23 protein-coding genes are annotated in these 21414 nt (G+C 71.7%); 9 read left to right on the forward strand and 14 right to left on the reverse strand.

Annotated features, from left to right (window positions below; translation table 11 throughout):
• Positions 1–95 precede the first annotated feature (95 nt).
• Entirely contained in the window at positions 96–842 is a 747-nt protein-coding gene (locus tag L8M95_RS07200; protein ID WP_260488799.1) for a phosphoglyceromutase, read from the reverse strand.
• Between the two features lie 41 nt (positions 843–883).
• Between L8M95_RS07200 and L8M95_RS07205 the strand changes: the two genes are divergently transcribed.
• Complete coding sequence (locus tag L8M95_RS07205; RefSeq protein WP_260488800.1) at positions 884–2593, forward strand: long-chain-fatty-acid--CoA ligase; 1710 nt, start codon at positions 884–886, stop codon at positions 2591–2593.
• 26 nt (positions 2594–2619) lie between these two features.
• On the opposite strand, the gene L8M95_RS07210 is transcribed toward L8M95_RS07205, so the two are convergent.
• The 3 genes from L8M95_RS07210 to L8M95_RS07220 all read right to left on the reverse strand — a co-directional run bounded on the left by L8M95_RS07210 (position 2620) and on the right by L8M95_RS07220 (position 5538).
• A complete protein-coding gene (locus L8M95_RS07210) occupies positions 2620–3156 on the reverse strand; it encodes a YbjN domain-containing protein (RefSeq protein WP_260489189.1) in 537 nt (178 codons plus the stop codon).
• 73 nt (positions 3157–3229) lie between these two features.
• Positions 3230–4540 carry a D-inositol-3-phosphate glycosyltransferase gene (gene mshA / locus L8M95_RS07215; RefSeq protein ID WP_260488801.1) on the reverse strand — a complete coding sequence of 437 codons (1311 nt, stop codon included), beginning with the start codon at positions 4538–4540 and terminating at the stop codon, positions 3230–3232.
• 113 nt (positions 4541–4653) lie between these two features.
• Entirely contained in the window at positions 4654–5538 is an 885-nt protein-coding gene (locus tag L8M95_RS07220) for an alpha/beta fold hydrolase (protein ID WP_260488802.1), read from the reverse strand.
• A 161-nt stretch (positions 5539–5699) separates the two neighbouring features.
• Between L8M95_RS07220 and L8M95_RS07225 the strand changes: the two genes are divergently transcribed.
• The 3 genes from L8M95_RS07225 to L8M95_RS07235 all read left to right on the forward strand — a co-directional run bounded on the left by L8M95_RS07225 (position 5700) and on the right by L8M95_RS07235 (position 7686).
• Positions 5700–6149 (forward strand): limonene-1,2-epoxide hydrolase family protein, encoded by a 450-nt coding sequence (locus L8M95_RS07225; protein WP_260488803.1) that lies wholly within the window; start codon positions 5700–5702, stop codon positions 6147–6149.
• Between the two features lie 115 nt (positions 6150–6264).
• Complete coding sequence (locus tag L8M95_RS07230) at positions 6265–7044, forward strand: SDR family NAD(P)-dependent oxidoreductase (RefSeq protein ID WP_260488804.1); 780 nt, start codon at positions 6265–6267, stop codon at positions 7042–7044.
• Between the two features lie 105 nt (positions 7045–7149).
• Entirely contained in the window at positions 7150–7686 is a 537-nt protein-coding gene (locus tag L8M95_RS07235) for a ferritin (protein WP_260488805.1), read from the forward strand.
• A 130-nt stretch (positions 7687–7816) separates the two neighbouring features.
• Here L8M95_RS07235 and L8M95_RS07240 read toward each other — a convergent pair whose 3' ends face one another.
• From L8M95_RS07240 to L8M95_RS07260, 5 genes are all read right to left on the reverse strand, one after another.
• Positions 7817–8422 carry a dihydrofolate reductase family protein gene (locus L8M95_RS07240; protein ID WP_260488806.1) on the reverse strand — a complete coding sequence of 202 codons (606 nt, stop codon included), beginning with the start codon at positions 8420–8422 and terminating at the stop codon, positions 7817–7819.
• Positions 8423–8479: 57 nt separating this feature from the next.
• Positions 8480–10105, reverse strand: coding sequence for an ATP-binding cassette domain-containing protein (locus L8M95_RS07245; protein WP_260488807.1), 1626 nt, complete (start codon positions 10103–10105; stop codon positions 8480–8482).
• A gap of 141 nt (positions 10106–10246) precedes the next feature.
• Positions 10247–10831 carry an acetyltransferase gene (locus L8M95_RS07250; protein WP_260488808.1) on the reverse strand — a complete coding sequence of 195 codons (585 nt, stop codon included), beginning with the start codon at positions 10829–10831 and terminating at the stop codon, positions 10247–10249.
• A 78-nt stretch (positions 10832–10909) separates the two neighbouring features.
• A complete protein-coding gene (gene yidC / locus L8M95_RS07255; protein WP_260488809.1) occupies positions 10910–12037 on the reverse strand; it encodes a membrane protein insertase YidC in 1128 nt (375 codons plus the stop codon).
• A gap of 246 nt (positions 12038–12283) precedes the next feature.
• Positions 12284–13378, reverse strand: a complete 1095-nt coding sequence (locus L8M95_RS07260) for a UDP-N-acetylmuramate dehydrogenase (RefSeq protein ID WP_260489190.1) — start codon at positions 13376–13378, stop codon at positions 12284–12286.
• A gap of 123 nt (positions 13379–13501) precedes the next feature.
• Between L8M95_RS07260 and L8M95_RS07265 the strand changes: the two genes are divergently transcribed.
• Genes L8M95_RS07265 through L8M95_RS07280 form a run of 4 tightly spaced genes read left to right on the forward strand, consistent with a single transcriptional unit; the run spans position 13502 to position 16441 of the window.
• A complete protein-coding gene (locus L8M95_RS07265) occupies positions 13502–14002 on the forward strand; it encodes a DUF2505 domain-containing protein (RefSeq protein WP_260488810.1) in 501 nt (166 codons plus the stop codon).
• Positions 14003–14059: 57 nt separating this feature from the next.
• Positions 14060–14914, forward strand: coding sequence for a DUF2993 domain-containing protein (locus tag L8M95_RS07270; RefSeq protein WP_260488811.1), 855 nt, complete (start codon positions 14060–14062; stop codon positions 14912–14914).
• Positions 14911–15432, forward strand: a complete 522-nt coding sequence (locus tag L8M95_RS07275; RefSeq protein WP_260488812.1) for a metallophosphoesterase — start codon at positions 14911–14913, stop codon at positions 15430–15432. Before L8M95_RS07270 ends, L8M95_RS07275 begins: the two co-directional genes overlap by 4 nt.
• Before the next feature lie 58 nt (positions 15433–15490).
• The gene (locus L8M95_RS07280) at positions 15491–16441 is read left to right on the forward strand and encodes an NADP-dependent oxidoreductase (protein WP_260488813.1); all 951 of its coding nucleotides are present in this window, start codon (positions 15491–15493) and stop codon (positions 16439–16441) included.
• A 327-nt stretch (positions 16442–16768) separates the two neighbouring features.
• Here L8M95_RS07280 and deoC read toward each other — a convergent pair whose 3' ends face one another.
• Entirely contained in the window at positions 16769–17467 is a 699-nt protein-coding gene (gene deoC / locus L8M95_RS07285) for a deoxyribose-phosphate aldolase (RefSeq protein WP_260488814.1), read from the reverse strand.
• A 53-nt stretch (positions 17468–17520) separates the two neighbouring features.
• Here deoC and purU point away from each other — a divergent pair, with 53 nt between their 5' ends.
• A complete protein-coding gene (gene purU / locus L8M95_RS07290; protein WP_260488815.1) occupies positions 17521–18387 on the forward strand; it encodes a formyltetrahydrofolate deformylase in 867 nt (288 codons plus the stop codon).
• A gap of 1 nt (position 18388) precedes the next feature.
• Here the strand turns inward: purU and L8M95_RS07295 are convergent, their stop codons facing one another.
• From L8M95_RS07295 to L8M95_RS07310, 4 genes are all read right to left on the reverse strand, one after another.
• Positions 18389–19096, reverse strand: coding sequence for a MerR family transcriptional regulator (locus L8M95_RS07295; RefSeq protein ID WP_260488816.1), 708 nt, complete (start codon positions 19094–19096; stop codon positions 18389–18391).
• A complete protein-coding gene (locus L8M95_RS07300; RefSeq protein WP_260488817.1) occupies positions 19093–19374 on the reverse strand; it encodes a DUF2516 family protein in 282 nt (93 codons plus the stop codon). Before L8M95_RS07300 ends, L8M95_RS07295 begins: the two co-directional genes overlap by 4 nt.
• Before the next feature lie 155 nt (positions 19375–19529).
• A complete protein-coding gene (locus L8M95_RS07305; RefSeq protein WP_260488818.1) occupies positions 19530–20753 on the reverse strand; it encodes a hypothetical protein in 1224 nt (407 codons plus the stop codon).
• A 79-nt stretch (positions 20754–20832) separates the two neighbouring features.
• Positions 20833–21354, reverse strand: a complete 522-nt coding sequence (locus L8M95_RS07310) for a helix-turn-helix domain-containing protein (RefSeq protein WP_260488819.1) — start codon at positions 21352–21354, stop codon at positions 20833–20835.
• Positions 21355–21414: the final 60 nt, after the last annotated feature.

Genomic DNA, 21414 nt, shown 5'->3' on the forward strand with positions numbered 1-21414 from the left:
GACGTTCCGTCGCCCGAATCGACAAACCCCCGGCCACCTGCGAGAAGTTCGCGGGATGCCGGGGGTTCGCGACCCGTTCACCGGGCCTTCACCTACTACTTGCCGCCCTGGTTGGCCACGGCCGCGGCGCCGGCGGCGGCGGCCTCCGGGTCGAGGTAGGTACCGCCCGGGTTGGCGACCAGTCCGGTCTCGTCGAAGTGGTAGACCAGCGGGATCCCGGTGGGGATGTTCAGGCCCGCGATGTCGGAGTCCGAGATCCCGTCGAGATGCTTGACGAGCGCACGCAGCGAGTTGCCGTGGGCGGCCACCATCACGGTCTTGCCCTCCGCCAGCTTCGGGGCGATCTCGGCGGCGTAGTACGGGATGAACCGGTCCACGACGTCCTTGAGGCACTCGGTCAGCGGCACCTCGGGCAGGTCGGAGTACCGGATGTCGGAGGTCTGCGAGTACTCGCCCGCCGGGTCGATCGCCGGCGGCGGGGTGTCGTAGCTGCGGCGCCACAGCATGAACTGCTCGTCGCCGTACTGGTCCTTGATCTCCGCCTTGTTCAGACCCTGCAGCTTGCCGTAGTGACGCTCGTTGAGCTTCCAGTGCCGGATCACCGGGACCCAGTGGCGGTCACACGCGTCCAGCGCGATGTTCGCAGTGGTGATCGCGCGCCGCAGCAGCGAGGTGTACAGGATGTCCGGCAGGATCCCCGCCTCGGCGAGGAGCTTGCCGCCGCGGACCGCCTCCTCCCGTCCGAGATCGGTCAGGTCGACGTCGACCCAGCCCGTGAACTGGTTGGATGCGTTCCACGTGGACTGCCCGTGACGCAGGAGGACGAGTGTTCCGTAAGCCATACGGCCATTATGACCCGCGCTCGGAGGACTACGGTGCAGACATGACCACACACGCCGGAGACACCCCCGAATCGAGCGACCGGCCGTGGACCGTCCACTACACGCCGGGAACCACGCATGACCTCGACTACGGCAGCACCACGCTGATCGACCAGTTCGACGACGCCGTCAGCACGTACTCGTCCCGTCCCGCCACCGAGTTCTTCGGCCGCCTGACGACCTATTCGGAGCTAGGCAGTCGCGTGCGCCGCGCGGCGGAGGGTCTGCGCCGCCTGGGGGTCGCGCGCGGTGACCGTGTCGCCGTGCTGCTGCCCAACTGCCCCCAGGGCATCACGGTGTTCTACGCGGCGCTGCGGATCGGCGCGGTGGTCGTGGAGCACAACCCGCTCTACACCGCCGACGAGCTCGAGGCCCCCTTCGCCGATCACGGCGCCAAGGTGGTCGTGACCTGGAACGTCGTCGCGCCGGTGGTGCGGGATCTCGCCGAACGGCCCGGTACCGCGATCGAGCACGTCATCGCCGTCGACCTGCTCGACGAGCTCCCCGCCGTCAAGCGCCTGGCGCTCAGGCGACTTCCCCTCCCGTCTCTGCGGGCCTCCCGGAACAAGCTCTCCCGGCCCGCGCCCGGCACCCTGGACTGGGCCGACTTCGAGACCGGCGCCGAGCTGGACTTCTCGTATCCGCGGCCGGCCGCCGAGGATCCCGCCCTGATCCTCTACACCTCCGGCACCACCGGAACCCCCAAGGGGGCCGTCCTGTCCCACGCCAATCTCGTGGCCAACGCCAAGATGGGCCAGGCGTGGGTGCCCGGGCTCGAGTTCGGCCGCGAGCGGTTCCTGGCCTCGCTGCCGATGTTCCACGCCTACGGGGTGACGCTGTGCGTGGTGATCGGGATCGCCGTCGGCGCGCGGCTGCAGCTGGTGCCGACCCCGGACATGGACCTCATCATGCCGATCATGAAGAAGGACCTGCCCACCTTCATCCCGGCCGTCCCGCCGATCTACACCAAGATCCTCGAGGAGGCGGAGAAGCGGAAGATCCCCCTGCACGGCATCAAGCACTCACTGTCCGGCGCCATGAGCCTGCCCGCCGAGCTCATCGAGCGGTGGGAGGCCGCCACCGGTGGCCTCCTGGTCGAGGGCTACGGGATGACCGAGACCTCCCCCATCACCGTCGGCAACCCGATGTCGACGGCGAGGCGGGCCGGCTCCATCGGCGTCCCGTTCCCGGACACCGACATCCGTGTCGCGGACAAGGACGACCCATCGGTCGACGCACCGGCCGGCGAGCCCGGTGAACTGTTGGTCAAGGGGCCGCAGGTGTTCCCGGGCTACTGGCGCAACGAGAAGGCGACCGCCGAGACCTTCCACGACGGCTGGATCCGCACCGGTGACGTCGTGGTCCAGGACGACGACGGCTTCCTGCACGTGGTGGACCGGATCAAGGAGATGATCGTCACCGGCGGGTTCAACGTCTACCCGTCCGAGGTCGAGGCGGTGCTGCGCACGGCCCCGGGCGTCGCGGACTGTGCCGTGGTGGGCCGCCCGAGTTCCGACGGCGGCGAGAAGGTCATCGCCGCGATCGTGCTGGAGCCCGGCGCCTCACTCGACCCCGACGCCCTGCGCGCGCACTGCAAGGGCTCGCTGGCCGGGTACAAGGTCCCGCGCGATTTCGTCGAACTGGACGAACTGCCCACCAACCCCATGGGCAAGGTCCTGCGCAAGAAGGTCGCCCAGCAGATCAACGCCTGACCGGCACGCTATCCGGGAGTCCGGGGCTACTCCGGCTGGGGCAGGTCCTGGGTGAGGTGGCGGAACGCGTCGAGGTTGCGCAGCGGCTCGCCCCGGGACACGCGCCACTCCCACTCGCGGCGGATCGAGGTGTGGAAGCCCAGCTCGATGAGGATGTTGAAGTCGTGGTCCGCGGCCTCGAGCACCTGGCCCAGCACGCGGTCGAGTTCCTCTTCCGTCACCGCGACCAGCGGCATCCGGCCGACGAGGTAGATGTCGCCGTTGTTGTCCAGCGTGTACGCCACCTGGTACAGCCGACGGTTGCGCCGCAGCATGTACTTGTAGACCTTCTCGAAGTCCTCGTCGGGCTGGCGGCACACGAACGCCTCGATGCGCACGCTCTCCCGGTTCACCGTCAGGTGGCAGGCGGTCTTGAGGCGCTTCTCCCCCGGCAGGATCACGACGAACGTGCGGCCGTCGGCCAGCGTCGACTCGATCTCCCGCTCCACCAGGAAGTTCCGGATCCGTTCGACGGTCGGGGCGTCGACGTCCTCCCGGCTCGCGGCCGGCCCGTCGTCGTCCATGCGCTTGCTCTCGGTGGGGTCGATCATCGTGACTCCTTCGGGGTGGTCGGCTGGGACTCGGGCGGACGGGAGATCAGGACGCGGTGGCGTCGGCACGCCGGGCCCGGTACGCGGCCATCGTGCCCGCGTACGAGGACACGAGCCCCTCGGCCGTGGCGTCCCAGGAGAACCCGGAGGCGTGCACCGGGGCGGCCCGCGACATCGACAGGCGCAGCTCGTCGTCGTCCAACAATCCGGACAACACGCGCGCCCAGACACTCGGATCGTGCCCGTCCACGGTGATCCCGGTCCGGCCGTCGGCGACGGCCGTGGGGAGCCCGCCCACCGCGGCCGCGACGACGGGGGTCCCACACGCCTGCGCCTCGAGGGCCACGAGCCCGAACGACTCCGAGTACGACGGCACCGCCACGATGTCCGCGGCCCGGTAGACGTCCACCAGCTCCGACGGCGGCCGGGGAGCCAGGAAACACACGCGATCGGCCACTCCCAGCTCCTCGGCCAGGTCCATCAACGAGCGCGGCCTGGAGAGCCCCGACCCGCTGGGTCCGCCGACGACCATCAGACGCACGTCACGGCGGGGCTGGGCGCGCACCATCTCGGCGAGCGCCCGCACGATCACGTCGGGGGCCTTGAGCGGCTGGATCCGGCCGACGAAGGCGATCACCTCGGAGTGCTGCCCCAGCCCCAGCGCGCGGCGGGCCTGCTCGGTGCCGCGCCGGGTGCCGGGGGTGTACTGCTCCAGGTCGGCGCCGGGCGAGACGACGTCGACGTCGGCGGGGTCGGCGTCGTAGTACTCGACGAGTTCGCGCAGCTCGCCGGTGGTGTTGACGACGAGCCGGTCCGCGGCGTCCACGATCTGCTGTTCACCGATACGCCGGGACTCGGGCTCGGGGGTGTCCCCCTCGGCGAGGACCGCGTTCTTCACCGCCGCCAGCGTGTGCGCGGTGTGGACCAGCGGCACGCCCCAGTGCTCGGACGCGACCAGCCCGGCCTGGCCGGAGAGCCAGTAGTGGGAGTGGATGAGGTCGTAGTACCCCGGCGCGTGCCCGGCCTCCGCGCGCATCACGCCGGCGACGAACGGGCACAGCTGCGTGGGCAGGTCCTCCTTGCGCAGTCCCTCGAACGGACCGGCCACGATGTTGCGGACCAGGACGCCGTCGCCGGCCTGCTCGACCGGCGGCTGCGACGAGTGGGTGGCGCGGGTGAAGATCTCGACCTCCACGCCGAGGCGGGCCAACCGGCGCGCTGTCTGCAGGACGTACACGTTGAGTCCGCCCGCGTCGCCCGTGCCCGGCTGGGCCAGCGGCGAGGTGTGGAAGGACAGGACCGCGACGCGCCGGGGCAGGGGATGCGCGGCGCCGGGGTCGAGGTCGGTTACGGTCACCCGTCCGATTGTGCCCCTGCCCGCGCCGGGGTGCACGTCGGCCGTGCCCCGCCGCCCTGATGTGACGACGACGAGGTGGGCTCCAGCGCGCCGGGCCCGCCCGTCGCGAATGGCTACAGGGAGGCGGCGAACTCGTCGAGCTCGGCGAGGAAGCGCGGCGTCTCCTCGAGGAACGGCGCGTGTGCGGACTCGGCGAACTCGACGTAGCGGCCGCCGGGGATCATCTCGGCGTTCGCCTGCCCGGCCGACGGCAGCACCACGCCGTCGTGGGCGCCGTGGATGACCAGGGCGGGGATCGACAGGCCGCGCAGGGTGTCGTCGTTGTCCACCTTGCGGGTGAGCAGCGCCTGCCGGACCGCCGGGGGCGTGGACAGCGACAGTCCCAGGATCCGCTGCCCGTCCGGGCCCGATCCCGAGCGCATCATGGCGTTGCCGAAGCTGGTGAACGCCGCCAGCGCGACGGAGGGCTTCTCGTCGAACGCCCCGCCCGAGGTGACCTCCTTCATGGCCGGGCCGATCGCGCCGCCCGCCGAGCGGGAGAGCGAGGTGACCGTGCCGCACAGCACGATCCCGCCGACCCGGCCCTCGCCGCGGGCGGCCAGGTAGTCCGAGACCACCACGCCGCCGTACGACCACCCCAGCAGGATCGCGTCCGAGCCGTCGGTGATCCCGGCGGAGTCGAGGACGGCCTCGACGTCGTCGGCCCACTGCGGTGCCGAGTCGTAGCCGCCGGCCGGGACGTCGGAGTGCCCGTGGCCGCGCAGGTCGATCGCCACCACGCGGAAACGCCGGGCCAGGCCGTTCAGCACGTCCTGCCCCCAGCTCGCGCTCGACTGCGCCCAACCGTGGATGAGCACGAGCGGCCGGGCTGCGGGGTCACCGAGCACGCGGTAGGCGATCGCGGTGCCGTCCGACGAGACGGCCGAGGCGAGGGTGGGCGCGGGCGTCGAGGCTGCGGGCTCGTGGGCTGAGGACTCAGAGGTGGGCGCGGAGGTCATGCGCCTCATGGTGCCAGCCACGCTCCGGGTTATGCGGCCTGTCTGCACGGAATCCACCCGCGTACGCGTGCGGAATGGTCCATAGAGAGCGCGCACCCGCAGTGACGCCGATCGTCACGATCCGACCCCCACACCGCGCCCGCGCCGGTTACCGTTGCGCAATGGCAGCCACCACCACCCGGACCGACCCCGATGTCGTGGTCCGCACGTTCTTCGACGCCCTGATGACCGGGTCCACCACCGCCGCCGGCGACCTGCTCGCCGAGGACGTCTGGTGGGCCAACATCGGCCTGCCGACCATCCGGGGCAAGCGCGCGGTCGTCGGCGCGATCTCCTCGATGAACCGCAGCATCCGCTTCGGAGTGGAGATCCACCACCTCGCGGTGTCGGCGCCCGCGGACCCGACCGACCCGGCGGCCCCCGTCGTGGTGCTCACCGAACGCACCGACTACCTCGGGGTCGGGCGGTTCCGCGTCGGCTTCTGGGTGTGCGGCCGCCTCGAGGTCCGCGATGGCCGGATCTGCGGCTGGCAGGACTACTTCTCCAAGGCCGACATGGCCAGGGGCGCGGTGCGCGGACTCGTCGAGATGGTCACCGGCCGGGGTCGCTGACCTCGTCGTCGTCGCCACCCCGTCGCCCCCGAGGTCGCCGACCCGCCGCAACCTTTTCGCGCGCGGCGCGCACATCTCGTCGACCCCGTCGGACCCGCCGCCTACCCTCTAGGACATGAGCACCGATCACTCCGCCGCCCGTGAGCGGCTCGCCGCCCTGCCCGCCGAGACCCGCGTCGCGGTGGTGACGGGGGCGTCGTCGGGAATCGGTGAGGCGTCCGCGCGCGAGCTGGCCGGACTCGGGTTCCACGTGATCGTCGGGGCGCGTCGGGTCGACCGTCTGGAGTCGCTCGCGGCGGAGATCGGTGGCACCGCCCTCCCGTTGGACGTGACGGACGCCGACTCGTGCGCGGCGTTCTGCGCGGCCATCCCCCGGCTGAACGTGCTGGTCAACAACGCCGGCGGCGCCAAGGGCACGACCAGCGTGATGGATGCCGACGAGGACCAGTGGCGCTGGATGTGGGAGACCAACGTCCTCGGCACGCTGCGCATGGTCCGCGGCCTCATGCCGGTGTTGGTCGACACGGGCGACGGACTGGTCATCACCATCACCTCGATCGCCGCCCTCGAGTCGTACGACAACGGCTCCGGCTACACCTCGGCCAAGCACGCGCAGGCGGTCCTGCACCGCACGCTGCGCGGGGAGCACCTGGGCCAGCCGGTGCGGTTCACCGAGATCGCGCCCGGCATGGTCGAGACCGAGTTCTCCCGCGTGAGGTTCGACGGCGACGACGACAAGGCGGCCGCCGTCTACCGTGGGCTGACCCCGATGGTGGCCGAGGACGTGGCGGAGATCGTCGGGTTCGTGGCGAGCAGGCCCTCGCACGTCAACCTGGACCAGATCGTGGTGAAGCCGCGGGACCAGCACTCCGCGACGCGCGCCCACCGGAACTGACGGGCGCACAGGTGAGGCTGCCCAACGAGGACCCAGGTTAGGCTTACTGACCTGGCAGAACGCCGCCGGCGGCCATAGGCTGGCCCCCTACTGAAAGGGGCCCCCATGGCCAGGAACAAGAACTCATTCGTCGAACTCCTCTCGGCTCAGGTCGGTCACGAGTTCGCCGCCAGTCAGCAGTACATCGCGATCGCCGTGTGGGCGGACGCGCAGGACCTGCCGCAGCTCGCGTCGCGCTTCTACTCGCACAGCCTGGGTGAGCGGAACCACGCGATGATGATGGTCCAGTACATGCTCGACCGCGACATCCCCGTGACCATCCCGGCCGTCCCCGCGCCGCAGCCCGACTTCAGCGGGCCCGCCGACGCCCTGCGTTCGGCGCTGGAGCAGGAGAAGCAGGTGACCCGGCAGATCGAGGCGATGTTCCAGGCCGCCCGCGCCGAGTCCGACCCGCTGGGCGAGCAGTTCATGCTGTGGTTCCTCCGCGAGCAGGTCGAGGAGGTCGCCAACATGAACACGCTGGTGACCATCGCCGAGCGCGCCGCCGACGACTGGTTCCGCATCGAGGAGTACCTGGCCCGCGAGACCGACTCCTCCACCAACACCGGAACCCCGCCCTCGGTCGCCGGCGGCGCGGTCTGATCTACGCCCCCCGAGCGCCGTAGCGCCGTAGCGCCGTAGCGCCATCGAAAAGAGCGTTCCGCTCACATCCGCCGAGCGACGGCGCGCGAAACGCTCTTTTCGATGACAGTCCGGGGACTCGCGATGGCGGTCAGGCGCGGGCGTACTCCACGTAGCTCACCCCGCTGTCGAAGTCATGACGCCGGCCCCGGGTCAGCGCCAGCGGGAGCGCCCCGCCCGCCGCGCCCGGCCCGCCCGTCGCCCGCGCCACCAGCGGGATGCCCGCGCCCAGGACAACCGGGTTGACCTTGAGCCGGAACTCGTCGATCTCGTCGACCAGTTGACCGGCCAGCGAGCCGCCGCCACACAGCCAGACGTCGAGCGCCGAGTCCTCCGACTTGAGCCTGCGGACCAGGGTCACGGGGTCCTCGTCGGACGCGGTCAGCCCCTCCTCGGCGGGCAGCTCGTCCGGCCGGTGGGTCACCACGTACTGGCGCAGGTGCGGGTAACCGCTGGCCAGTCCCTCGTCCACGGCCACCTGATGGGTGGTGCGGCCCATGATCACGGTGTCGAATGCCCGGTGTGGCGTCGTCGTCACGCCGAGGGAGCCGCGGAAGTGCCCGGGTATCGTCTCGGGGTAGTGCTCGATGAGCCAGGGCATGTTCGCGGCTTCGACGGGGAAGACGTCGAACCCTCCGTCCGGGTCGGCGATGAAGCCGTCGATACTGACGGCCACGTAGTAGATGAGCTTGCGCATGGTGGGTCCTCTCTGGGAATGGTGGTGAGCGTCTGCGTCCACCCCGCCGGAGCGGGGTCAGCCGAAGGTGATCACGTCGTCCACCCCCACCCGGTCGCAGAAGCCGTCGTCGTGGGTGACGAGCAGTAGCGCCCCCCGCCACTGCGCGAGTGCGTCGGCGAGCACCCGGACGCCGTCGAGGTCGAGGTTGTTGGTCGGCTCGTCCAGGATCAGCAACTGCGGGATCGGTCGGGCGAACAGCCGCGCCGCCAGCGCCGCACGGAGTCGCTCGCCACCGGACAGATCGCCGAGTCGGCGGAACCCGGCGTCACCGGTGAACAGCAGCCGCGCCGCGTGGGCGTGGGCCTCCTCCGCCGGTGCGTCGGGGCGGACCGCCCGGATCGCGTCGATGACAGACCACCCCGGATGCTCGACACGAAGATCCTGCGGCAGCAGGGCAAACGGGACATGGACTCCCTCGTCGTCGACCCCGTCGCCGCTACCGTCGCCGCCACTAACGCCGCCACTGCCGCTGCCGCTCCCGATGCCCACGAGGCGTCGCAGGAGCGTCGTCTTGCCGCTGCCGTTGGGCCCGGCCACCCGCACGCGCGCGGGTCCGGCGAGGTGCACCCGCCCGGCGACGGGGTCGGCGACATCCAGGACGACGCGGCCGGCGGGCAGTCCCGGGTCGGGGAGCTCGACCCGCAGCAGCTCCTCGCGCCGGATGGCCGCGTCCGCCGCGCGCATCCGCTCCCGCGCCTGCTCGACGCCCCTCTCGTGAGTGGCCCGGTACCGCGCCGCCGACTCCTGCGCCTGCCGCTTGCGCATCCCCATGACGATCTTGGGTTCGCGCCTGTTCGCCTCCATCTTGCGGCCGTACCGTTGGCGCCGCGCCAGCACCACCTGCGCCTCGACCTTGTCCCGCTTCTCGGCACGAAGGTCGTTCCGTGCGCCGGTCAGCGACTGCCGCGCGGCGGCCTGCTCTGCCTCGATCACGTCCCGATAGTGCGGGTACGGCCCGCCGAAGACCCGGCACCCGCCGGCCCGCAGCTCGACCGTCGTCTCGGCGCTGTCCAGCAAGTCCAGATCGTGGCTCACCACCATCACCACGCGGTCCCCGCCCGCAACGAACTCACCGACCGCCGCGAACAGTCGCTCCCGCGCCCGGGCGTCGAGGTTGTTGGTGGGCTCGTCCAGCAGCAGGACCCGCGGCCGCCGGAGAAGCCGACCCGCCACCGCCGCCAGGGTGCGTTCCCCGCCGGACAGCGCGACCACGGGCCGGCCCGGTTCGGTCGGCAGGCCCAGGTCGTCGAGCAGCGCGATCGTGCGCTCTTCCACCGACCAGTCGTCGCCGATGCGGGCGAAGTCGTCGTCGTCGCCCTCACCCGCCTCGATCCGGGCCAGCGCCGCCAGCTGCCGACCCACGCCGAGTTCATCGGCGAGAGTCCGCTCGGCGGGGGCGTCGGCGAGCAGCTGCGGAAGATACGCGACGGTGGGTGGACCCGCGGGCTCGCCGTCGACGCTGATCGAACCGCGCGCCGACCGGAGCTCGCCCGCGACGAGGCGCAGCAGGGTGCTCTTGCCGGCGCCGTTGCGGCCGACGAGTGAGGTCAGACCCGGGCCGACGGCGAGGTCGAGCCCGTCGAAGAGTGGGGTGTCGTCGGGAAACGCGAACGCGACATCCGACAGGACGAGGGAAGACATGCGTGCTCCAGGAGAGGTGGCGTGGGGCCGGGACTCACCTGAGGTTCAGCACTGTCCTTCGATCTCCTCGTCTGGTTCTTCTCGGCTCCGCGCCCCTCGCGGCCCCGGGTCTCCCCGCGGTCGCGCCGTGCGCCTGCCGACTCATCCGGTGACGCTACGCGGTGGACCCGCTGGCGGCAAGGGTCGGTCGATCCGGCAGATCGCGTGGAGGGGTGTGTCGCCGGGGACGTCGGGGGTCAGCTCCGCGTCCGGCAGCCGCCGGAACCCCGCCCGGACCAGCGCGCCCCAGGATCGGGGGTTCTCGATGTTCACGGGCACGATCACGCAGGTCGCCTCGGGGTGGCCGTCCCAGATCCCGGCCACCGCCCGCGCCACCATGGCCGCGCCCGCTCCCCTGCCGCGCGCCGCGGGGTCGGCGATCAGGTAGTCCATGCTCCACGCGTCGGTGGGCACCTCGATCCCGGCCCCGGTGAGCTCGTCCACGCCCGAGGGTTCTGCCGCGATCGGGTATCTCATGAGCATCCCGGCGTCCTCGCCGTCGACGATGACGACCAGGCACTCCGTCTGCCCGTCGTCGAGGAACGGGCCGAAGTCCTGCTCGACCCGGTCCGGCGAGTTCTCGGACCACCACCGCGCGACGAGCGGCTCGGCCAGCCAGCGCGCGAGCGTCGGCAGGTCGTCGCGGGTGAGGGGACGAAACGTCACCTCGGGAGCGGCGGTCTCCACGGCTCCAGCGTAGACCCGGATGGGGCCCCTGCCGCCCGCTCGGCGGCCGACCCTTCCCGCGACCGTTCCCGGCGGGGCCTACATGAACGCGCTGGGTGGCAGGCCCTCGCGGCTCGTCATGGGCAGCTCCTTCTCCAGCCGCTCCATGAAGAAGTGCGACTGCACCGCGGTCCAGACGTTGTTGGTCAGCCAGTACAGGCCGATCGCGATGGGGAAGTTGAAGAAGTACGCGCCCACGATCGGGAAGACCGGGAACAGGTACATCATGATCTTCATCGACTGGTTCATCGACTCGGTCATGGATTCGGCCATCGACTGGAAGTCCTGCGGCTTGGCTGCCGCACCAGTGCCCGGACCGGCCGCGCCGGCAGCACCCGCGGTGGCCGGAGCGCCCGGGGTGCCCGCCGCGCCGTCGCGACGCTCGGCCTCGTCCCCGGACCGGGCGTCGGCGTCGGCGGCGGTGACGGGCTTCTCGCCGTCGATCTCGAGCACCTCGCCGTCGACGAACGGCCCACCGGCCCGATCCTCGGCCTCGACCTGCGCGACCGCCGCCTGCTCGGCCGCCTTGGCCGCCTTCTGCCGGCGGAAGGAGTTCCACATGTTGATGAACGTGGCGATGCCGGCCAGCACGAACAGCGGCACGGCCAGCATGAGGATGTCCTCGCGGACGAGCCCCGGGTGCAGCGAGTCCATGACCTCCTGCGGCATCCGGATGTAGGACGCCAGCGGCACCCCGAAGATCTCGGCGTTGAGGAACGAGGCGACCTGCTCGGGCTGGAACGCCCCGTTGGTCATGGTCGAGGCCTCTTCGATGGACACGCCACGGGGCGAGAAGTTGAGCAGCACGTAGTACAGGCCGAGGAACACGGGGATCTGCACGAACAGCGGCAGACACCCGGCCGCGGGGTTCACCCCGGCCCCGGAGTACAGCTCCTGCATCTCCTTGGCCTGCGCCTGGCGGTCCTCCGGGGACTTGCGGTCCTTGTACTTGAGCTGGAGCTCCTTCATCTTGGGAGCGAGCTGCGCCATCTTGCGCATCGAGTACTGCTGCCGCCACATCGACCGCATGAGCAGCAGCCGCACGGTCACCACCAGCAGTAACACTGAGCCGACCCACGCGATGCCGGAGTCCGGGTCCACGACGAAGCTCAACGCCCAGTGCCAGAACTTCATGACGAGTGACACCGGATACGCGAACAGGTCCACGGGCTTCTCCAACGACGAGCGGCGCCGGGGAGGGCGCACGGGGCGGGACAGACCACAAAGGTCGGGCTCCAGCGTGCCAGGGTGGGCGCCGCAACGGGGAATCAGGGTCAGCCGCCGGAGGTGGGTTCCGGGGCCCGACGCCCTACGATCCGCGCCCGCGATGTCGATGCACCCCCGGGGCCCGCAGCGCGAGTCGTATTCCGAGGGGCGGATCGTGGCAATGAAACGGGCGCCGGGCGGCCCGGGTCAGATGTGGCAGCCCACCCACACCGGCTCGGGGTGCAGTTCCACGCCGAACGCCTCCCGCACGCCGTCGCGGACCTCACGCGCCAGCGCGATCACGTCATCCGACGTGGCCGGCCCCCTGTTGGTCAGCGCCAGCGTGTGTTTGGTGGAAAGACGAGCGGGTGACGACGACGAGGGATGCCCCTTCGAGAAACCGGCCCGCTCGATGAGCCATCCCGCCGAGAGTTTGACGCCCCCGGGCGCGGAGAAGGCGGGCATCTGCTCGGCCTGCGCGGAGCCGAGCCGGTCGGCCACCCGGGAGCGCACCGTGGGGAGTTCGTCCTCGGGCACCACCGGGTTGGTGAAGAACGATCCCGCGGACCAGGTGTCGGAGTCGTCGTCGTCGAGCACCATCCCCTTGCCGCGGCGCAGGTCCAGCACCGTGCGCCGCACCACGGCAGGGTCGGTCCGGTCACCCGGGGCGACGCCGAGGCGGCCGGCGAGTTCGGCGTAGCGGATCGGTTCACTGCGACCGTCGGGGTCGAGGCGGAACTCCACCTCGAGGACCACGGCGCGGTCGGTGTTCTTGAGCACCGACGTCCGGTATTCGAGGCCGAGGGCGTCGGGGGTGACCCATTCGTCGACGCCGGTGGCGCGGTCGAACCAGCGCACGCGGTGCAGGATCTGGGCGACCTCCACCCCGTAGGCGCCGACGTTCTGCACGGGCGTCGCGCCCACGGATCCGGGGATGCCGGACAGGCACTCGAGGCCGCCGTACCCGCGCCCGACCGTGTCGGCGACCAGATCGTCCCACGTCAGGCCCGCGCCCGCGCGGACGACGAGCTGGTCGTCACCGCTGCCGGTGAGGTAGTCGATCTCCCGGTTGCGCAGGGCCACCACCACGAGGTCCAGGTCGTCTCCCGCCACCACGAGGTTCGAACCGCCGCCCAGCACCAGCACCGGCACGTCCGCGGCGTCCAGGGCCCGCACCGCCGAGACGACCGCGTCCGCGGTCGCGCACTCCAGCAGCGCGCGGGGGCGGCCGCCGATGCGCAGGGTGGTCAGGTCCGCGAGGCGGGCACCGGGCACCGGGTCGATCCCGTGGATGTCCGACAGCTCGGCGACGACCGGGTCGGCGGGGTGCGGCGCGGCGCCGGCGGGGTCGGGCTGCGCGGCGGGGTCGGGCGGCGACGGGTTCACACGACCGAGGGTAACCGGCGGCTTGTAGGGTCTGACCCCATGGCGACCCGCTTCTCCCACACCGCACGTATCGACACGCACGTCGAGAACGTGTTCACCTCCTACGGCGACGAGGCCTTCTGGCGCGACCGCATCGCCGCCGTCGGCAGTCCCGAGGACACCCTCGACGACTTCTCCGCCACCGGCGACACGGTCACCGTCACCGTCACCCAGCACATCCCCGACTCCGACATCCCCGACCTGGCCCGCAAGGTCCTGCCCGGGCAGCTGGTGATCGTCCGGACCAGCACCTTCGGCGACTTCGACGGCGAGCGGTTCACCGGAACCGCCCGCGCCGAGGCCGCCGGCGGGCTCGGGATGATCAGCGGCGGCGCCGAGGCCGTCCACCGGGACGGGGCGGCCCACGAATCCGTCTCCGGTCAGGTCAAGGTGTCGGTGCCGCTGCTCGGCGGCAAGCTCGAGAAGCTCGTCGTGGGGCACCTGGACCGACTGTTCGAGGCCGAGTACCAGCATCTGCGCCGCTGGACCGCCGCTCGCTGACCTGCGGCGGGGACGTGGGCACTGCACGCCCGGCCCGGATCGGTGACAATCGGACGAATGCAGCAGCCGCACGACACGCAGCGACTCCCCGCCTACGACCGACCCGGCGTCCAGCACGCCGAGACCCAGCAGTTCCCCACCGCGCGCGGCGACGCGTGGACCCCGGACCCGGCGCCCGCCGCCGACGGCGCCGCCCGGCGCCGACGCGGGCCCATGATCGCGCTCGTCGCGGTGCTCGCCGTGGTGGGACTCATCGCCGGGCTGGTCGGCCTCGAGTTCGGGATGCGGGGCGCCATCAAGAACCGCATGGCCGAGGAGGTCACCGCCAGCCTCGGCTCCCCCGCGCAGGTCGAACTCGGCGCGCGCCCGGTGCTCCTGTCCTACCTCGACGGCAATCTCGGCTCCGTCCGCATCACCACCGACGGCTCCGCGGCCGAGGGGGCCACCGGACCGGCCCCGCAGATCGACATCCGGGCCGACGGCGTGCGATCCGAGGGCGACCTCACCCGCGTGGACTCGCTCACCGGGTCCGCGTTCGTCTCCGAGCAGGCCATGTCCACCGCCGCGCAGCAGGAGAACCCCGCCGGCGGCGGCATGCTCGGCGGGCTGATCCAGGTCCAGGACATCGTCGCCGACCCCGGCGCCGGCACGCTCCGCGTCTCGATCAGTGGACTGGCCGAGGCGGTCGTGACCCCGCGGCTCATCGACGGCGACCTCCAGATGCAGCCCGAGCAGGCCTCGATCTTCGGGTTCCAACTGCCCGCCGAACTGCTCGGCGGGACCATCTCGATGATGGACTCCGCGCTGGCCGAACTGCCCGAGGGAGTGCGGCTGACCGGCGTCCGGGTGGTGCCGGGCGGCATGACCGTCGACATCGCCGGGGAGGACGTCCTGCTCGAGGCGACCCGGTGACCGCGGGCGGCACCCGCCTGCTCATCATCGCCGACACCCACGTCCCGACGCGGGCCCGCGACCTGCCCGCCCGGGTGTGGGACGAGGTCGCCGCCGCCGACGTGGTGATCCACGCGGGCGACTGGATGGACCCCGGGCTGCTCGACACGCTGGAGGCACGCTCGGACCGGCTCATCGCCTGCTGGGGCAACAACGACGGCCCCGAACTCCGCGAGCGGCTGCCCGAGGTGGCCCGCGTGACGATCGAGGGCGTCCGGCTGGCGGTCACCCACGAGGCCGGCGCGTCCGCGGGCCGGGACACACGCATGGCCAAGGCCCACCCGGACACCGACGTCCTGGTGTTCGGCCACTCGCACATCCCGTGGGACACCACCACACCGAGCGCATCCGGCCGGGGCGAGTTGCGGCTGCTCAACCCGGGCTCCCCCACCGACCGACGACGCCAACCGCACTGCACGTACATGACCGCGACCGTCGACGGCGGCCTCCTTCGCGACGTCGAACTGCACCGGCTCTGAGCTCGCCCCGCCGGTCCGGGCCCGACGGGCGTCACCGGGATCCGCCTACCCTGGGCCCATGAGCAACGACACCACCATGCGCGCCGTGCGACAGGACACCCTCGGGGAGCCGGACGTCCTCGCCGTCGTCGACCTCCCCCGCCCCACGCCACGCACCAACGAGGTCCTCGTGCGCGTCGAGGCCGCCAGCGTCAACCCCACCGACTGGAAGCACCGAGCAACCGGCGGCTTCCTCGGCACGCCCCCGTTCGTGCTCGGGTGGGACCTGTCCGGCGTGGTGGAGGAGGTGGGCATCGGCGTCGCGCGGTTCGCCCCCGGCGACGAGGTGTTCGGCATGCTCTCGTACCCGTTCGGCCACGGTGCCCACGCCGAGTACGTCACCGCCCCCGCGGCCTGGTTCGCCCCCAAGCCCGCCTCACTCGACCACGTACAGGCCGCCGCACTTCCACTGGTGTCGCTCACCGCGTGGCAGGCGCTCGTCGAGAACTCACGGATCCAGCCGGGCCAGCGGGTGCTCATCCACGCCGCCGCCGGTGGGGTCGGACACGTGGCCGTGCAGATCGCGAAGGCGCGCGGCGCGTACGTGATCGGCACCGCCAGCGCCGGCAAGCACGACTTCCTGCGCGGGCTCGGGGTCGACGAGGCGATCGACTACCACGACGTCGACATCGCGGAGGCCGTGTCGGACGTCGACGCCGTGCTCGACACGATCGGCGGCAAAACCTCCCTGGAGTCGCTGCGGACGTTGCGCCCCGGCGGGATCGTCGTGTCGATCCTGCCCGTGGGCTCGGACGACTTCTACCGCGAGGCCGAAGAGCTCGGCGTACGCGCGGTCCGGATGCTCGTCGACGCCTCCCGCCACGACCTGGTCTCGATCACCGAGCTGGTCGAGCAGGGTTCGCTGCGGGCGACGATCGCCGATGTCTATCCGCTGGAGCAGGCCGCGGAGGCGCACCGCCGCGGGGAGACCGGCCGGACCACCGGCAAGATGGTGCTCACCACGAGCTGACGCCCCGGCGGCGGGTGCGGGTGCGGGCGGCAGGTGCGATCGCGGGTGCGGTCGGCGGGCGCGGGTGCGGTCGGCGGGCGCGGTCGGCGGGCGCGGTCGCGGGCGCGGTCGCGGGTGCGGTCGGCGGTCGGCGGGCGCTCAGCCAGCACAGCCGGCCCCGGATGCGCTGCGTCGGTGGCTTGCGAGCCCTGAATGGTCCGTACCCGCAGCGCAACACCGTCGAAGGCGTACATTCCGCCATCGCAAGCCAGAGCGCCAGCGCATCCGCCGACGGATGCGCTGGCAAAGTGCTCGGTGCGGCCGGCGTGGGCAGACCAGGCGGCGCAGCTACTCCGGGAAACCCTCCAGCACCGCCCGGCTGCCGCTCAGACCCAGGCGGGTCGCGCCGGCGGCGATCATCGCGCGGGCCGTGTCGGCGTCGCGGATGCCGCCGGACGCCTTGATGCCCAGCTGGCCGCCGACCGCCCGGTGCATGGCCTCGACCGCGCGCACGCTGGCGCCCCCGGCGGGGTGGAAGCCCGTGGAGGTCTTGACGAAGTCGACCCCGGCCCGGGCGACGGCGTGGCACAGCGCCTCGATCCGCTCGTCGCCCGCCTCTTCGCCCAGTGCCTTGTGGATGGCCGCGGTCTCGAGGATGACCTTGATGACCACCGGCGGCGGGACGGCATCCCGCATGGCCAACACGTCGGCCATCACCTCGTCGACGAGCCCGGCGATGGCGGCGCCCACGTCGATCACCATGTCCACCTCGCGGGCCCCCTGGTCCACGGCGAGCCGGCCCTCCATGGCCTTGACCAGCGAGTGGTGCTTGCCGGACGGGAAGCCCGCGACCGTGGCCACGATCTGCTCTCCGGTCCGCACCGGGAGCATGGCGGGGCTCACGCAGACGGCCTTGACGCCCAGCTCGGCGGCCTCCTCTACACAGGCCCGGACGTCCTCCCGGGACGCGTCCGGCGAGAGCAGGGTGTGGTCGATCATGGCGGCGACCCGGGCGCGGGTCAGCTGGTTGGTCGGGGCTGCGTCCATGCGGGCCAGCCTAGCCGGGCCGCCCGCCCGCCCTGCTGGCACAATGGGCACTCATGTCACGACGCTTCGTCCTCACCCTGGGTTGCCCGGACCGCATCGGTATCGTCGCCCGGATCGCCACCTTCCTCGCCGAGCTGGGCGGGACGATCGTGGAAGCGGCCTACCACGCGGACGAGGACTCGAACTGGTTCTTCACCCGCCAGTCCGTCGACGCCGGATCGATCGGCATGGAGATCGAGGAGCTGCGGCGGCGTTTCGAGCGGGTGGCGGCCGAGCTCGGCCCCGAGACCGATTGGCACATCTCGGACTCCTCGGAGCCCAAGGACGTGGTCATCCTGGTCTCCAAGGAGGGTCACTGCCTCCATGACCTGCTGGGTCGGGTGGAGAGCGGCGACTACCCGGCGCGGGTCCGCGCGGTCATCGGCAACCACGAGAACCTGCGGGGGATGGCCGAGTCGCACGGTGCGCCGTTCCATCACGTGCCGTTCCCCGCCGACCCCGCCGAGCGGGGCCCGGCGTTCGCGGAGGTGGCCTCCCTCGTCGACGACATCGACCCGCACGCGATCGTGCTGGCCCGCTTCATGCAGGTCCTTCCGGACGAGTTGTGTACGCAGTGGGCCGGGCGCGCCCTCAACATCCACCACAGCTTCCTGCCCAGCTTCGTGGGTGCCCGCCCCTACCACCAGGCGCACATCCGCGGGGTGAAGCTGATCGGGGCGACCTGCCACTACGTGACGGCCGACCTCGACGAGGGACCGATCATCGAGCAGGACGTCATCCGGGTGGATCACACCGCGACGGTGCGGGACATGGTCCGGCAGGGGCGCGATGCGGAGAAGCTCGTGCTGGCGCGGGGGCTGCGCTGGCACCTCGAGGACCGGGTGTTGGTCCACGGCGGACGAACCGTCGTGTTCACCTAGGTCAGTTCTTGGGGAAGCCGTGCCGCTCGGTGAGCAGGGTCTCGGCCGCCGAGAGGAAGATCAGACGTGCGGCCGCGCCAGCCCGGGGCATGATGCCGGTGACCCGCTTGACGATGACGGACTGGTCCTTCCCGGAGTCGCGCAGGCTCTGCACCAGCACGTCGAGCGCTTCGGCAGCCGTGCTCTGCCCCTCGAGGAACAGTCGGCCGATCCTGTCGACCGCCTCTTCTCCGACGCCGAGGACGATGAGCTCGCGGAAGAGCTCGTACATGTACCGATCCGCGAAGAAGTGGTCGGCGGCGCTCGGCTCGCTGACCAGGCCGATCGCCGAACCCTGGTCGAGGAGGTCCTCGGCGAACTCGAAGCCCGCGACGGCTTCCACTCCGCCCCGGGGGAGTCTGCGGCGGGTGGCGGATCGCCGCTCCGGCAGGACGGTCTCCACGTTCAGCAGCTCGGTGAGCGTGAAACCGTGGCGCTCCGCGATGAACAGCTCCTCGATGGTGGCGAAGGTGTACCCACGGTCGAGCAGCCGCAGGATCTGGGTCAGCCGATGCTTGTGCGCGGGCCCGTAGAACGCGGTGCGGCCGCGGCGGATGGGGGCCGGCAACAGTCCCCGCTCCTGGTAGACGCGGATGTTGCGCACCGTGGTGCCGGAGTCCTCGGCCAGCTCCTCGATCCGCTGGAGCTCCCCGGCCTCCGGCGTCTTCACCTGCGCCGTCCGCCGACTGCGGGCCGGACGTCGGCGAAGAAGACACCCACCGCCACCATGGCGATGATGCCGAGGAAGCTGAACGGGCGGATCGCGAACATGAGGGCGGCCACCGCGCAGATCCCGATCCAGGCGGGCTTGGGCCATTTGCCCTCGATCGAGTACGCCGACGCGGGCGGGAGAACGGCCAGGAGGAGACCGGCCAGCGCCCACACGACGAGCGCGCCCTGGATGCCCAGCTGAACCATGCCCCACGTCCCGGGAAGAGTGTCAATCACGGGACCCAGTGTAGTCGGCACCCCCGACGCAGCAGTGTGGGCATGTGCACGGTGTCCAGATTCGGTGGGGTGCGTGGTCAGACCCCTGGTCGGCCGACAGCAGGACGCCCCGGCCATTCCCGAGGGGGAGGGCCGGGGCGTCCGGTGCCGCGGTATCAGATGCGGTCGGTGCCGGCGGGGGGCAACGGGGTGTCCGCGGTGGTCAGCGCGGGGTCGTTGTCGGCGAGCTCCATGGGCGACGGCGCGTCCGAGTCGCCTCCGGCCGCCTTGCCGGCGGCGGGTTTGCCGGCGGCCGGCTTGCTCGCCGTGGCCTTGGTGGCAGCCGGCTTATCGGCCGCCGTCTTGGTCGCAGCCGTCTTGGTCGCGGCCGTCTTGGTCGCGGTCGGCTTGGCGGCGGTCGTCGTACCCGCCGCCGACGGCGTGGCCGTGGCCTTGGTGGTCGTCGACTTCGCGGCCGCCTTCTTGGCGGGCGCCTTGGTGGCCGGGGCCTTCTTGGCGGCGGCCTTCTTGGCGGGCGCCTTCGTGGCCGGGGCCGTGCGGGCCTCGACCTCGGCGGTGCCACGCGCGACCTCGGCGGACGCCTTGGACGCGGCGGCGTCGACGCGGTCGGCGGCCTTGTCCGCGGTCTTGTCGACCCGCTCGGCCACCTCGTCGACGCGCTCGGCTGCCGAGTCGGCGGCGTCACCTGCGGTCTCGGCCGCCTGGCGGGCGCTCTTGGAGACGCGGCCCGCGGCCTTCACCCCGATGGTGCGGGTCTGACGGGCGACGGTACCGAGGGCCTCCTCGCCCAGCTCGACCTGCTCCTCCATTGCACCCGCGGCACGGGCGACCTGCTCGTTGACGCGGGCGAGACCGGCCTCGAGCTGCGGGTTCTCCTCGCGGAGGCGGCTTACGACGTCCTCACCGCGGGCGGCGAGCCCACCGTAGATCCCGGCCGCGACCTGGACGTACGCGTCGGCGACCTTGCGCAGCTCCTCCGGACGGAAGCGGGCCACGAGCTCCTCGACCTCGGCCGGCAGGGCCTGGACGCGCTCGGGAACCTCGGTCACGCGGTTCTGGACCTCGTTCACGCGGTTCTGCGCCTCGGCGACACGCTCGGTGATGCGGTTCTGCGCCTCGGTCACGCGCTCGGTGACCTTGGACTGCGCGTCGGTGACGGCGTCCTCGGCGCGGCGGCGCAGGTCGGCGACCATCCCGGACACCGCCTGGATCGCGAGGTCGTTGACCCCGACGTAGGCGTAGACCGGGGTGCGCACGGCGGCGATCGCCTGGCCGAGCGGGCCCTCCATGGCCTGCTCCTTCACCGCCTCGCCCTTGGCCTTCTGCTCGACGGCCTCAGCGGTGGTCTTCTTCTTGGAGGTGGGCTTCTTGCTGGTCATCTCGACTCCTCGGTGGTCTGTGCGGGTGTTCTCTTGACGCGGTGTCACGTGGCCCTGCGGGCCGCCGTCCGACATTCCCTCAGGGAACGTCGACGACCTGGTCAGCTGCCGTCGCGTTGTTCGCTCGGAACGACTCGTAGATCTCCACGAGCACCTCCCTCTGTCGCTCGGTGAGGTCCGGGGCGGTGAGGATCGCATCCCTCACCGGGCTCCCCTGCTTGAGCTCGAGGATCCCGGCGCGTGCGTAGAGCACCTCCGCCGACAACCTCAGACCTCGGGCGATCTGACCCAGGACCTCGGCGGACGGCTTGCGCAGTCCGCGCTCGATCTGACTCAGATACGGGTTGGAGACACCGGCACGCTCCGCGAGCTGCCGGATGGACACCTCGGCGGCCTCCCGCTGGGCGCGGATGAACGACCCGATGTCCTGCGACTCGGACGAACGCTTGTCGTCCACGCCGGGCACGGCGAGGTCGCTGTGACGCGGGACCTCACCCGTCGGCTTGTTCCTGCGCGCGAGGGTCGCGGCGGTCGGTTCCTCGACCGGCGCTCCGGTGTGCCCCGCGGCCTCGTCGTGTGGGTGTCCACTCTGTGCGGCCATGGAGTCACCTCCCTCCGGCGTTCGTCTCTCATCGCCTGCACCCAACGCTAGCAACGAGTG

Source organism: Dietzia sp. B32 (assembly GCF_024732245.1).
Taxonomy (GTDB): Bacteria; Actinomycetota; Actinomycetes; order Mycobacteriales; family Mycobacteriaceae; genus Dietzia.